Here is a 13,070-nt window from a genome sequence, read left to right as displayed (position 1 = left end):
AGCAGGCATTGAAAAACCGCGACCGGTGACGGCCGCGGTTTCGTGTTTTCTGAGGAAAGGCGCTTAAGCTCAGTTGCCTCGGGCCGGACCGACCGGGAGCGCAACATCGACGGCACCGGCCTTCTCGAAGGTCAGCGTGACATTGACGGTTTCGCCTTCCTTGAAGGGCTCCGACACCTTGAAGAACATCAGGTGCAGGCCGCCGGGCTTCAGCTCGACCGTCTCGCCGGCCGGGATCGCGATGCCATCAGTCAGCTGACGCATCTTCATCACGTCGCCTTCCATGGCCATCTCGTGCAGCTGCACCTCACCGGCCTGCGCCGAGGTCGCCGAGACGAGCTTGTCGTCTTCACCGCCATTGTTGGTGATCGTGATGAAACCACCACCGACAGGCTGACCGGGCAGCATCGCCTTGGTGAAGCCGGCCGTCAGCTCCAGTTCGCCCGCCGAGACAGTCTCGAAGCCGCCCGGATTGTTGGCCGCCATGTGATCGCCGTGGCCGGCATGATCACCATGAGCACCATGAGCACCATGCGCGCCGTGACCGTCGGCAGCGGCCTGATCGGCGGGAGCACCGTGACCGGCATGGGCGCCGTGTGCGCCATGGCCAGCATGGGCATCGCCCTCGGCGGCAACGAGCTTGAGGACCGGTGCGGGACCATCGAGATCATGGGGATCCTGGCCAGGGGCCGCGATCTGATCCCAAGCGACCTTGGCGTCCGCGCCGCAAAGCTGAACGGTCGGGAAGGCAAGACCGACCGCCGGATCCCCGGCTGCGATCTTCCCGTAGACGGTGAAGGTGTCGTAGAAATTGTCCGGCAGGTCGCCGTTCTTGAAGCGGATCTCGACGGGACCCGATTTCACCGCCTTGCCGTGGTTGTCGTAGCTGTTCTGGTAATCGCCTTCGATGATCTCGATATCCCAGCCGGCCTTCGGCATCGGCTTGGCGGAGATGAAGCCTTCCGGCAGCTTGATCTGGACTTCATTGGTCGCCTTACCGTCACAGCCATGGGGGACCTGCAGGGTGGCGGCAACATAGGAGCCGATCTTGGCGGGCTGGTTGGCAAAGGTCGCATGGGCGAACACGGCCGTGGTCGAAGCGAGCGTGGCAACGGCAGCTGCGAGAATAAGTCTGGTCTTCATGGGTGTCTCTCCTGGCCGCGGTCCCTTTTGGCCGTCGGCATCTATCGGTCTGATCGGATGTTGAAAGGGTTCAGACGGAGAGCGGCGGACCGCGCAGGCGCGGACGATCGAGGAGATGGCCGGAACGGATGGCCGTTTCGACGGGTGCGACTTCGCCGAGGCTCGCAAACTGGCTCAGCAGCCAGGACTGCGCCGAGGGTTCGGGCAGCAGGATCGCGCCAGCAAGACGACAGGCCTCGCAATCGGCCATGGGCTTGACGCGCTTCTGCCCCTGATCGGCAACGCAGAGATCGGCGAATGTGCCGTCAGGCAGAACATAGGCGGACGATTGGACGTCATTGGCAATCGCTGCCGGGGTCCGGTGCGCAAAACCGACGGACAGGAAGACCATGGCGCACAGGATGCGCAGGATCATCGTCGCTGTCTTGGGTTTCGGCTTCATCATTTCCCCCGTTCACCCGCTCCTTTATCGCGATGGCCCGATCAAGCCAAGTGGCGAGATGCCGCGGCGGGCGGCCAATTACCGAGATCCTTGCGATGCCGCAAACACGACGCTCCAGCGACAATTATTTATTCGGGAGCGACGCTGCCTCTTGCCAAGGCGCCGCCGTGCCAGATAATGCGTTTCATGACCTTGTTGGGAGAAGCCGGTTCAATCCGGTGCCGAAGGAGCAACCGCCCCGGAAACTCTCAGGCAAAAGGACCACAAGGCGTCGACTGCACTCTGGAGAGAGGCCCGTTTCCAAAGCGGACCAAGCCGAAGGGATAACAATCTCAGGCACAAGGACAGAGGGGGCTCATGAACCGGCACAACCGTGCCCAGACTTGAGCAAGCGCGCGAGCGCGAAACCCGGAGGCGACGTCTTGGACGATCAGACCCAACTGAAACGCACCCCCCTTTACGATTTCCACGTGTCGCTTGGCGCGAAGATGGTGCCCTTTGCCGGTTACGACATGCCGGTGCAATATCCGGCCGGCGTGTTGAAGGAACACCTGCACACCCGCGCCGCCGCCGGTCTCTTCGACGTTTCCCACATGGGCCAGGTCGAACTCCTCGCCGCTTCCGGCGCTTATGAGGATGCGGCCAAGGCCCTGGAAACGCTCGTTCCCGTCGACATCCTCGGCCTGAAAGACGGTCGCCAGCGCTATGGCTTCTTCACCGACGACAATGGCGGCATCCTCGACGATCTGATGATCTCGCGGCTCGGCGAACGGTTGCTGGTCGTGGTCAATGCCGGCTGCAAGGATGCGGATATCGCCCACATGCGGGCGAAGCTTCCCGCTGGCGTCGAGGTTCTCGTGCATGACGATCGCGCGCTGCTCGCCCTGCAGGGGCCGAAGGCGGAAGCGGTTCTTGCGACACTCAACTCCGATGTCACAGGCATGAAGTTCATGGATGTGCGTGAGCTTGCCCTCGGCGACATCCCAGCCCTCGTGTCTCGCACGGGCTATTCAGGCGAGGACGGCTATGAAATCTCGGTGCCGGCTGAGCGCGCCACCGATCTCGCCAAGGCCCTGCTCGACCAGCCCGACTGCCTGCCGATCGGGCTTGGCGCCCGCGATTCGCTGCGCCTCGAAGCTGGCCTCTGCCTTTATGGCAACGACATCGACACCACGACATCGCCGGTCGAAGCCTCGATCGAATGGGGCATCCAGAAGGTCCGCCGCTCAGGCGGCGCCCGCGAGGGCGGCTTCCCAGGTGCGAGCCGCATCCTCGGCGAACTCGAAAACGGCGTTTCCCGCCGCCGCGTGGGTCTGAAGCCTGAGGGCAAGGCCCCGGTCCGTCCGCCCGCCAAACTCTTTGCCGATGCCGAGGGCAAGACCGAAATCGGCCATGTCTCCTCAGGCGGCTTCGGGCCGAGCGTCGAGAGCCCTGTTGCCATGGGTTACGTGCCGACCGCCATGGCCGAACCCGGCACCCAGGTCTTTGCGGAAGTGCGTGGCAAGTTCTTGGCCCTGACCGTCACCGCCCTTCCCTTCATTACCCCCACCTACAAACGCTAAAAAATCTCCGGAGAGAACCATGCTGAAATTCACCCCCGAACACGAATGGCTGAAGATCGAAGGCGATATCGCCACCGTCGGCATCACCACCCATGCCGCCGGTCAGCTGGGCGATCTCGTCTTCGTCGAACTGCCGGATGAAGGCACCAGCTTCAAGAAGGACGCAGGTGCCGCGACCGTTGAAAGCGTCAAGGCAGCGTCTGACGTCTACTGCCCGCTCGATGGCGAAGTGGTCGAGATCAACCAGGCGATCGTGGACGACCCGTCGCTGGTCAATTCCGATCCGGAAGGTGCCGCCTGGTTCTTCAAGCTGAAGCTTGCCAATCCTGCAGACGCCGACGCTCTGCTCGATGAAGCCGCCTACAAGGAGCTGATCGCCTGATGACGACAGAATTCCAGTTCACCGACTACGATCCTTACGACTTCGCCAATCGACGTCATATCGGCCCCTCACCGGCCGAGATGACGGATATGCTGAAGGTGATCGGCTACCACTCGCTCGACGAGCTGATTGACGCCACCGTTCCCGGCTCGATTCGCCAGAAGGTGCCGCTCACCTGGGGTGCCGCGATGACCGAGCGCGAGGCGCTCGACAAGCTGCGCGAGACGGCGAACAAGAACAAGGTCCTGACCTCGCTGATCGGCCAGGGCTATTACGGCACCATCACGCCGCCGGTCATCCAGCGCAACATCTTGGAAAACCCGGCCTGGTACACGGCCTATACGCCCTACCAGCCGGAAATTTCTCAGGGCCGTCTCGAGGCGCTTCTCAACTACCAGACCATGGTGACGGATCTCACCGGTCTCGACGTGGCCAATGCCTCGCTGCTCGATGAAGCAACCGCAGCTGCGGAAGCCATGGCGCTCTGCCAGCGCAGCGCCAAGACCAAGGCGACCGGCTTCTTCGTCGACAAGGATTGCCACCCGCAGACCATCGCCGTCATCCAGACCCGCGCCGAGCCGCTCGGCTGGACCGTCACCGTCGGCGATCCCTTCACCGATCTCGACCCGACCGAAGTCTTCGGCGCGATCTTCCAGTATCCGGGCACGCATGGCCATGTGCGTGACTTCTCCGGCCTGATCGCCCGCCTGCACCAGACCGGCGCGCTCGCCGCCGTCGCGGCCGATATTCTCGCCTTGCTGCTGTTGAAATCACCCGGCGAAATGGGTGCCGACATCGCCATCGGCTCGACCCAGCGCTTCGGCGTGCCGGTCGGTTATGGCGGCCCGCATGCGGCCTACATGGCGGTAAAGGACGCGATCAAGCGCTCGATGCCCGGCCGTCTCGTCGGGGTCTCCGTCGATGCGCGCGGCAACCGCGCCTATCGCCTGTCGCTGCAGACCCGCGAACAGCATATCCGCCGGGAAAAGGCGACCTCGAACATCTGCACCGCGCAGGTTCTGCTTGCCGTCATGGCCTCGATGTATGCGGTCTTCCATGGTCCGCAGGGATTGAAGGCGATTGCCCAGCAGGTGCACCGCAAGACGGTGCTGCTCGCCAAGGGCCTGGAAAAGCTCGGCTACACGATCGAGCCTGAGACCTTCTTCGACACGATCACCGTCGAGGTCGGCCACATGCGGGGCCTCGTGATGAGGGCGGCTGTCGCGGAAGGTGTAAACCTGCGCAAGGTCGGCGAGACCAAGGTCGGCATCGCCCTCGACGAGCGGACCCGCCCTGCGACACTCGAAGCCGTCTGGCGTGCCTTTGGCGGCAAGTTCAAGGTCTCGGAATTCGAAGCCGATTACCGCCTGCCCAAGGATCTCCTGCGCACCAGCGAGTACCTCACGCATCCGATCTTCCACATGAACCGCGCGGAAAGCGAGATGACCCGCTATATCCGCCGGCTGTCGGACCGAGATCTGGCGCTCGACCGGGCGATGATCCCGCTCGGCTCGTGCACCATGAAGCTCAACGCGACGGCGGAAATGCTGCCGATCACCTGGCCGGAGTTTTCCGACATCCATCCCTTCGTGCCTCAAGATCAGGCGCTGGGCTACAAGGAGATGATCGACGATCTCTCGGAAAAGCTCTGCGCCGTCACCGGTTACGACGCGATTTCGATGCAGCCGAATTCGGGTGCCCAGGGCGAATATGCCGGCCTCTTGACGATCCGCGCCTATCACCTGTCGCGTGGCGATAGCCATCGCACCGTCTGCCTGATCCCGACGTCTGCGCATGGCACCAATCCGGCGTCTGCCCAGATGGTCGGCATGACGGTCGTGCCGGTGAAGTCGAAGGAAAACGGCGATGTCGACCTCGACGACTTCCGCGCCAAGGCGGAACAGCATGCAGACAACCTCTCCTGCTGCATGATCACCTATCCCTCGACGCATGGCGTGTTCGAGGAGACGGTGCGCGAGATCTGCGAGATCACCCATCAGCATGGTGGCCAGGTCTATCTCGACGGTGCCAACATGAACGCCATGGTCGGCGTTGCCCGTCCGGGTGATATCGGCTCCGACGTCTCCCACTTGAACCTGCACAAGACCTTCTGCATCCCGCATGGTGGCGGCGGTCCGGGCATGGGACCCATCGGCGTCAAGGCGCATCTGGCACCGTTCCTGCCCGGTCACGTCTCGACCGACGGCCGTCCGGGTGCCGTCTCGGCCGGCCCCTATGGCTCGCCGTCGATCCTGCCGATCAGCTGGTCCTACTGCCTGATGATGGGTGGCGAAGGCCTGACCCAGGCGACGAAGGTCGCGATCCTCAACGCCAACTACATCGCGGCACGGCTGAAGGGCGCCTATGACGTGCTTTACACGTCGGCCTCGGGTCGCGTGGCGCATGAATGCATCATCGACACCCGTCCGCTGCAGGCGTCAGCCGGCGTGACCGTCGACGATGTGGCCAAGCGTCTGATCGACTGCGGCTTCCACGCGCCGACCATGAGCTGGCCGGTGGCGGGTACGCTGATGATCGAGCCGACGGAATCGGAGACCAAGGCCGAGATCGACCGCTTCTGCGATGCGATGCTGGCGATCCGCGAGGAAGCCCGCGACATCGAGGAAGGCCGGATGGACAAGGCCAACAATCCGCTGAAGAACGCGCCGCATACGGTGGAGGACCTGGTCGGCCAGTGGGATCGTCCCTACAGCCGCGAACAGGCCTGCTACCCGCCGGGTGCCTTCCGGGTCGACAAGTACTGGTCCTCGGTCAACCGCGTGGACAATGTCTATGGCGACCGGAACCTCGTCTGCACCTGCCCGCCGATGGAAGCCTACGCGGAAGCCGCCGAGTAACGGCCCAAGTCTCGACACAGGAACGCCGCCCTTGAGGCGGCGTTCTTCATTTGTGGTGACATGCCGAAAAAGCGTGTGATGGAACGGAATGCAGCATTCCCCGTTCTTCTGCTGCTCAACACAGGAGAACAGATATGCGCAATACTCTTATCCTCGCCGGTGCAGCGGCCCTCATGACGCTCACGGCGTCGGCCCATGCGCAGGAGACTGTCATCATCCAGCAGGCGCCGGTCGCCACCCAGTCGACGATTGTCGTGCCGGCCCCGGTCGAAACCTATGTCATGCAGCGCGAAGTGCGCTCCGTCCCGTATGAAGGCGATGTGCTGATCGGCCGCGTCATCGAGGATCCGGTCGAACTCTACCCGGTCGACGGCTACGACAACTATTCCTACACCGTCGTCAACGAGCGCCGCGTGATCGTCGATCCGCAAACGCGCCAGATCATCCAGATCATCGAATGATCTATCTCGAATGAGAGTTTCAGAACCCGGTGCCCGGCGCCGGGTTCTTTGCATTCCAAGAGGTCTAGCATCGCAGCGTCCCTTACTCGTGCGGCGCGTGTCAGAATGGCTCAAAGCCTCGTCCGCCGGCAACGGTCTGCAAACCGTGCGGATTCCGAATCTCCTAACCCGTAGCCGCTATGGTGGTGCTGTCGATATCCGCGAACGGCAGGTCAAGTCATGAGCCTTTCTGCAATGATGAGTGTTTCCTTGTCCGGGATGCAGGCGCAGCAGACGCGGCTTGCCGCCTCGGCAAACAATGTCGCCAACGCCATGACGCCCGCTTACGACAGGCTCGAAACGAGTTTCGTCAGCACAGAGCCTGGCGGTGTCACAGCATCCGTCGCGCCATCGGGAGACGAGACCTACGCCGATACGTCCAATGTCGACCTCGCCTCGGAAATGCTGTCGGTCGTCGAGAGCGAAATCGGCTTCAAGGCGAATGCCGCGGTCTGGGAGACGGGGGCGGAGATCTGGGACGTGCTGATGAGCATCAAACGCGATTGATTCGCGATCCATCCATCGAACTCTCCTTCAGTGCCTGATCGGTCAGAGACCGAATGTCGGGGTCCATCATCGCCGCAAAATCGTGACACCCTTGGCGCGAGCATTTTTGGGCTGCGTCACAATCAACGTGCTTACGCATAGCAAAAATGCAATTCTTTGATTGCAAAATGCGCAACTTCTCGCCACAGTCTTGAGTTGCAATAGGTTGCAAAGAGGAATTCATGTATAACGATGCGCTCAATGATCTGAAGGCTGATATCCTCGCTGCACCCAGCGAGGATCGCGTGCACCTCAAATCCTTGTTCGACCAACATCTGGAGCGCGCGCTGGCTTGCGTCGTTACCAGCGACTATGTCGAAGACTGTCTCTTCCAGATCGAAGAGGCCCTCGGCCTGTTCTGCACGAACGCGGCCGAGAGCCAGAATGTCCGCACCTATCTACTGGGTGCGATCGAGGCCCTGCGAGACGAACTCCATCTTTGCGACGTCGAGGTGGATGCTCGCAAGGTCGCTGTCGGCTTCTGACGACGACCGCTTTCGGCCGCTTCCGCCACGGCGGCGCTCCAGTCCATCTGCCGCGGCCAGAGACACCATCTGCAGTAGATGGTCGAGAAACAGCGCATCGTCGCTCAAGGGCGCCTTCTGCGAGACGCCCTTGATGATTTCTCTGAGGCTACGCACCTGCTCTTCAACGATCGAGCGCACGTAGGTATCGGAGGATGGAATAGGGCCATCCGTCATGTCATTCTCCTGCCATTCTGGGATATTGATGGGTTCCGTGAGGTTCCTGGGCGAACATCAGCGGCACCAGAGGTGCCGTGCCAAAAGGGTTGCCCGGTGCAAAGGCGAAATCGAGCACACTCCCCGTGATGCCGTAGAGTTCGTGATGCTTGAGAAGGCCCGCCGTCGAGGGCTTCGCCACGATTGGGAGGATCAGGGCGCCGTCCAGCATGCTGGGTGCGGCCAGCGGCATGACATCCCAACCTGTGGACAGAAGCAGATTGACCAGCTTCGGATGGGTCTCGACAATCAGCGACCTGATGCCTGCAACGAGGCAATATTCCATCACGCCGGTCATCAGCACGTGTGAGATCGGGACGCCGGCGATCCTCTCGTTAGAGATCTCGGCGATGCAGCGCGTCCATTCGAAGATGCGTTCGCCGCGCGGCCACTCGCCGCCGTCCATCAGATGCGGATAGACATCCGACAGGAGATGCGGCCGCAGTGTCGGCAGAAGACGGCTGTAACCGACAACTTCGCCGCCGACGATCAGTAGCAGATGGACAGCCTCGTCTCCGTCGAACTGGTCGATCTCCCGCCCATCGGGGCGACGGCAGGCCTCCCAGCCCAGCCGTTCGACGAACTGCCGATGGCGGAAGCGCCAGACCTTTTCCATGATGTCAGCGTAATCATGCGTCGCTGCGCCCAGGATCGTCGCCAGCATGTAGACCCCCAAAAACCCGGGGTCGACACTGAGCCAAGGGGGCCAAATTCAATATAGGCCGTTCTGCCTATTTATCTGATTAAACCCAGCCGGATCGATTCGGCGATCAGTTGCGCTCGGTTGACGGAGTTCAACTTGCGGCAGGCCGACGCAATCTCGTGCTGGACGGTTTTCTCCGAGATTCCAAGAATTTGGCCGATTTCCCAATTGGTCTTTCCGGCCGCGCACCAGAGGATCACCTCACGCTCGCGCGGCGTCACTTTGGCCGCCGCTGCGGCCATGCGCTCGGAGTTGTCGGCCATGAAGGCGCGCAACCGGTTGTGCGCATAGATTGAAATGATATGGAGCGCGCCACGCTGTTCGCTGGAGAGATCCACCTTGTGGGCTCCGAAGGTGACGATTGCCTGGAAGCCGCCGACCGAGTGCAGCGGGACGCTATAGCCGTCCATCATGCCGAACTCGGTCGCCTCGTTCATAACCCGCTTGGCAGATCGGCTCAGAGGCTTGTCGGCAAGTGCTTCCGACCAGACAAAGGCCTCGTTCGACATCTTCGTCCGGTAGATCACCGGGTCCACGTGGACATAGTTTTCCTGCACGTAGCGCTCGAACCAGCCGTCCGGCCAGGCGTTCAGCATGAAATAGGGGTCGATCCGCTCGTTGGGCAGCGGGATGCCGGAGATGGCGTAGCAATCCATCCCGAAGGATTTCGCCGCCTTGTCGAGGCTCGCCAGGACCGCATTGTCGTCACGCGCCTGCGATGATTCGGTGATGAAATCGAACATCGCGTTGGCAGTAGCCTGCCTGTCTGACATTGAGCCCCTCACCCCGAATGCTGCCCCACACAGGCAGATTTAGCATGACCGGATGGAAACCGGGCGGGTGAAGATGGGATTTCCAAAGGGATTTCTTTGGTATAGCCGGTGCATGGGCATCGACCTTGGTAAGCGCGGCCGATCGGAGGCCGTCAGTCGGCGCCGATGACGAAACCACGCTCGCTCGCGGTCGACAGCGCAATCATAGTCTCACTGCGCGCGATCAGGCGCTCGCCCTTCAAATCGGCCAGGAAGGTTTCGATGCCCGTGAGGTCAGCGGTCCGGATCTTCAGCATATAGGACCAGCCGCCGGTGACATGGTGACATTCGAGCACGGAAGGGTGCGCTTCGGCGTAATCGCGAAAGGCAGCCTGCTCGGTATCCTGCGGCAGAGTGACAAGCATGAAGGCCGTGATCGGCAGACCGAGCGCAACCGGATCCACCTCCAGCGTGAAGCGCTTGATGGCGCCCGATGCCACCAGGCGGCGGATGCGCTCATTGACGGCCGACGGGGAAAGCCCTACGACATCCCCTATGCTGGCGAGCGATCGACGTGCGTCTTCAGCCAGAAGATCGATAATCTTGCGGTCACTTGTATCCATGACCGCAGTTTATTTATCGATGAATACTTTCCGCAAGATATTTTTTCGCAATCCGGCAAAAAATGATGCCTCGATTCTTCGAGACATCATTTCAGGCACCCACGGGTGATGTGCCATTGCTATCGTTCAGGCGGTTGCCGTCTGGCGCTGACGGGCAAGTTCCGCCAGATCGGCGGCCTGGAGCTCGACCGATTCACCGCAGCCGCAGGCTGAGGTCTGATTGGGATTGTGGAAGGTGAAACCGGAGCGCAGCGTCGTGGTCTCGAAGCCCATTTCCGTGCCGAGCAGGTAAAGAACAGCCGCCGGATCGATCCAGACCGTGGCGCCGTCCTTCTCGATGCGGTCGTCCTTGGCATTGGGCTCCGTCACCAGATCGATGGTGTATTCCATCCCGGCGCAGCCGCCCTTCTTGATCCCCACCCTGATACCCTTGGCATCGGGACCGGAATTCTCGACGATCGCCCTGACGCGTGCGGCAGCCGCATCGCTCATGGTCATTACCTGAAAGCCCATCGGCACAGTCTCCATCAACAACCGGGTTCAAGGTCCGGCGTTTCTCATGCGCAATGTAAGGGACGCGCCCCTATGGTTCAATAGGTTAGGCGCATCTCTGGGACGCGGGACGTGCATGTCAGCCCGGCCCGGGCTTGATGATGATCAATCTGTAAGCAGCGCAACCGGGCGACCAAAACCTGATCTATTTCAGAAACTTGACCAGTGGCATCAAGTCTCTCAGAGACACATGACGATCAAAAATCGCGCAGCGATTTCGCGAAACGGGCGCAGAGACGAGCAAAGCTCGGCGCAAAACCCGAAAATTTTGACCATCCGGTAAAATATTCGGGGCGCACCACTGCAAGCCTCTGTATTCGTTCCATTTTTTTAATTGGCACGGTGATTGCATTATTCTCTGCGAACAAAAAATGGCGCTGAGCGCGCCTCCAGAAGCGGAGAACGAAAAATGGAAATCGGCGTCTTTATCCCGATCGGCAACAATGGCTGGCTCCTTTCGGAGAATGCCCCGCAATACAAGCCGAGTTTCGAGCTCAACAAGGCGATCACGCTGAAGGCCGAAGAATACGGCTTCGACTTTGCGCTTTCGATGATCAAGCTGCGCGGCTTCGGCGGCAAGACGGAGTTCTGGGACTATAACCTCGAGAGCTTCACGCTGATGGCCGGCCTTGCTGCCGTCACGTCTAAGATCAAGCTCTTCGGCACGGCCGCGACCCTGATCATGCCGCCGGCGATCGTCGCACGCATGGCCACCACGATCGATTCGATCTCCGGCGGGCGCTTCGGCGTCAACCTAGTCACCGGCTGGCAGCGGCCGGAATACAGCCAGATGGGTCTCTGGCCCGGCGACGACTATTTCTCCGACCGCTACGAATATCTCAGCGAATACACGACCGTCCTGAAGGACCTGCTGACGACAGGCCAGTCCGATCTCAAGGGCAAGCACTTCCAGATGGACGACTGCCGGATGAAGCCGATCCCGGAGGGTGACGTGAAGCTGATCTGCGCCGGCTCCTCGAATGCCGGCATGGATTTTTCCGCGAAGTTCGCCGACTACAGCTTCTGCTTCGGCGTCGGCGTCAACACGCCGAAAGCTTTCGCGCCGACCAATGAACGGCTTCTCTCCGCGACCGCAAAGACCGGCCGCGAGGTGCGTTCCTTCGTGCTCACCATGGTTCTGGCCGAAGAAACCACCGAAGAAGCCTTCGCCAAGTGGGAGCACTACAAGGCGGGCGCCGACGAGGAAGCCATCAAGTGGCTCGGTCTGCAGAGTGCTGCCGACACCAAGTCCGGTTCCGACACCAATGTGCGGCACATGTCTAACCCGGTGTCTGCCGTCAACATCAACATGGGCACGCTGATCGGCTCCTATGCCGAGGTTGCCGCCATGCTGGACGAGATGAGCGAAGTCCCCGGCACCGGTGGCGTGATGCTGACCTTCGACGACTTCCTCGAAGGCATCGAGAAGTTCGGCAAGTTCGTCCAGCCGCTGATGAAGAGCCGCGCCCATGTGAACCAGATGCTGGAGGCCGCCGAATGAGCGAGACCGTTGTCGCAGGCTATCAGCCGCGCCCGGAACTGACGAAGAGCGTCACGCTGCCGGCCCGTCCCGAGCCGATCACGCTGAAGCCGTCGGAAACGGCGGTCGTCGTCGTCGACATGCAGAATGCCTATTCGACGGAAGGCGGTTACGTCGATCTCGCCGGCTTCGACATTTCGGGCGCCAAGGGCACGATTGCCAACATCAAGAAGACGCTCGATGCAGCACGCGAAGCGGGCGTTCTGGTCGTCTATTTCCAGAACGGCTGGGATCCTGACTATGTCGAGGCAGGCGGCCCCGGCTCGCCCAACTGGCACAAGTCGAATGCGCTCAAAACCATGCGCAAGCGGCCGGAACTGCAGGGGCAACTGCTTGCCAAGGGCACCTGGGACTATGCCATCGTCGACGAGCTTCAACCGAAACCCGGTGACATCCTGGTGCCGAAGAGCCGCTATTCCGGCTTCTTCAACACTAATATGGACTCGGTGCTGCGCGCCCGCGGCATCCGCAATCTCGTCTTCGTCGGCATTGCCACCAATGTCTGCGTCGAAAGCTCGCTGCGCGATGCCTTCCACCTCGAATATTTCGGCGTGATGCTCGAGGACGCGACCCATCACCTCGGCCCCGACTTCATCCAGCAGGCGACCGTCTACAATGTCGAAAAATTCTTCGGCTGGGTCGCGACCGTCAACGACTTCTGCGGCGCGATCGGACAGGCAGCCCCTGCCGACGCCGCCGGATGATCACCCATTCCAACATCACCACA

Annotated in this window: 15 protein-coding genes and 1 riboswitch; of the genes, 8 read left to right on the top strand and 7 right to left on the bottom strand. The window is 61.3% G+C overall.

The annotated features are described in order from the left end of the window. Nucleotides 1-69 precede the first annotated feature (69 nt). Both M1E12_RS06935 and M1E12_RS06930 read right to left on the bottom strand, forming a co-directional pair. The gene (locus M1E12_RS06935; RefSeq protein WP_479564168.1) at nucleotides 70-1,143 is read right to left on the bottom strand and encodes a copper chaperone PCu(A)C domain-containing protein; all 1,074 of its coding nucleotides are present in this window, start codon (nucleotides 1,141-1,143) and stop codon (nucleotides 70-72) included. Between the two features lie 70 nt (nucleotides 1,144-1,213). Continuing rightward, on the bottom strand, nucleotides 1,214-1,588 hold the full coding sequence (locus tag M1E12_RS06930) for a hypothetical protein (RefSeq protein WP_479564167.1): 375 nt from the start codon (nucleotides 1,586-1,588) through the stop codon (nucleotides 1,214-1,216). 183 nt (nucleotides 1,589-1,771) lie between these two features. Next, nucleotides 1,772-1,859, top strand: a riboswitch (glycine riboswitch). Between the two features lie 148 nt (nucleotides 1,860-2,007). On the opposite strand from M1E12_RS06930, the gene gcvT reads away from it, so the two are divergent. The 6 genes from gcvT to M1E12_RS06900 all read left to right on the top strand — a co-directional run bounded on the left by gcvT (nucleotide 2,008) and on the right by M1E12_RS06900 (nucleotide 7,918). Next, a complete protein-coding gene (gene gcvT, locus M1E12_RS06925) occupies nucleotides 2,008-3,147 on the top strand; it encodes a glycine cleavage system aminomethyltransferase GcvT (protein WP_479564166.1) in 1,140 nt (379 codons plus the stop codon). Between the two features lie 19 nt (nucleotides 3,148-3,166). Further along, nucleotides 3,167-3,529 (top strand): glycine cleavage system protein GcvH, encoded by a 363-nt coding sequence (gcvH, locus tag M1E12_RS06920; protein WP_140827278.1) that lies wholly within the window; start codon nucleotides 3,167-3,169, stop codon nucleotides 3,527-3,529. Further along, on the top strand, nucleotides 3,529-6,387 hold the full coding sequence (gene gcvP, locus M1E12_RS06915) for an aminomethyl-transferring glycine dehydrogenase (RefSeq protein ID WP_479564165.1): 2,859 nt from the start codon (nucleotides 3,529-3,531) through the stop codon (nucleotides 6,385-6,387). Before gcvH ends, gcvP begins: the two co-directional genes overlap by 1 nt. Nucleotides 6,388-6,521: 134 nt before the next feature. Next, entirely contained in the window at nucleotides 6,522-6,848 is a 327-nt protein-coding gene (locus tag M1E12_RS06910) for a DUF1236 domain-containing protein (RefSeq protein WP_113461697.1), read from the top strand. A 219-nt stretch (nucleotides 6,849-7,067) separates the two neighbouring features. Next, on the top strand, nucleotides 7,068-7,394 hold the full coding sequence (locus M1E12_RS06905; RefSeq protein ID WP_479564164.1) for a flagellar basal body protein: 327 nt from the start codon (nucleotides 7,068-7,070) through the stop codon (nucleotides 7,392-7,394). A 221-nt stretch (nucleotides 7,395-7,615) separates the two neighbouring features. Next, the gene (locus M1E12_RS06900) at nucleotides 7,616-7,918 is read left to right on the top strand and encodes a hypothetical protein (protein ID WP_479564163.1); all 303 of its coding nucleotides are present in this window, start codon (nucleotides 7,616-7,618) and stop codon (nucleotides 7,916-7,918) included. On the opposite strand, the gene M1E12_RS06895 is transcribed toward M1E12_RS06900, so the two are convergent. From M1E12_RS06895 to sufA, 5 genes are all read right to left on the bottom strand, one after another. After that, nucleotides 7,832-8,134 (bottom strand): hypothetical protein, encoded by a 303-nt coding sequence (locus tag M1E12_RS06895; protein ID WP_136540519.1) that lies wholly within the window; start codon nucleotides 8,132-8,134, stop codon nucleotides 7,832-7,834. The genes M1E12_RS06900 and M1E12_RS06895 overlap by 87 nt on opposite strands. A 1-nt stretch (nucleotide 8,135) precedes the next feature. Further along, nucleotides 8,136-8,837 carry an acyl-homoserine-lactone synthase gene (locus M1E12_RS06890; RefSeq protein WP_479564162.1) on the bottom strand — a complete coding sequence of 234 codons (702 nt, stop codon included), beginning with the start codon at nucleotides 8,835-8,837 and terminating at the stop codon, nucleotides 8,136-8,138. A 71-nt stretch (nucleotides 8,838-8,908) separates the two neighbouring features. After that, nucleotides 8,909-9,649, bottom strand: coding sequence for a helix-turn-helix transcriptional regulator (locus M1E12_RS06885; RefSeq protein WP_310238657.1), 741 nt, complete (start codon nucleotides 9,647-9,649; stop codon nucleotides 8,909-8,911). A gap of 152 nt (nucleotides 9,650-9,801) precedes the next feature. After that, entirely contained in the window at nucleotides 9,802-10,251 is a 450-nt protein-coding gene (locus tag M1E12_RS06880) for an Lrp/AsnC family transcriptional regulator (RefSeq protein WP_113461702.1), read from the bottom strand. A 126-nt stretch (nucleotides 10,252-10,377) separates the two neighbouring features. Next, a complete protein-coding gene (sufA, locus tag M1E12_RS06875) occupies nucleotides 10,378-10,764 on the bottom strand; it encodes a Fe-S cluster assembly scaffold SufA (RefSeq protein ID WP_113461784.1) in 387 nt (128 codons plus the stop codon). Between the two features lie 448 nt (nucleotides 10,765-11,212). On the opposite strand from sufA, the gene rutA reads away from it, so the two are divergent. Continuing rightward, nucleotides 11,213-12,304 (top strand): pyrimidine utilization protein A, encoded by a 1,092-nt coding sequence (rutA, locus tag M1E12_RS06870; RefSeq protein WP_479564161.1) that lies wholly within the window; start codon nucleotides 11,213-11,215, stop codon nucleotides 12,302-12,304. Continuing rightward, nucleotides 12,301-13,047: a pyrimidine utilization protein B gene (gene rutB, locus M1E12_RS06865; RefSeq protein ID WP_479564160.1), complete on the top strand. Its 747-nt coding sequence runs from the start codon at nucleotides 12,301-12,303 to the stop codon at nucleotides 13,045-13,047. The genes rutA and rutB overlap by 4 nt, the downstream gene beginning before the upstream one ends. Nucleotides 13,048-13,070 lie beyond the last annotated feature (23 nt).

Source organism: Rhizobium sp. K33, from assembly GCF_056501445.1.
This window is presented reverse-complemented; position numbering and strand designations above follow the sequence as displayed.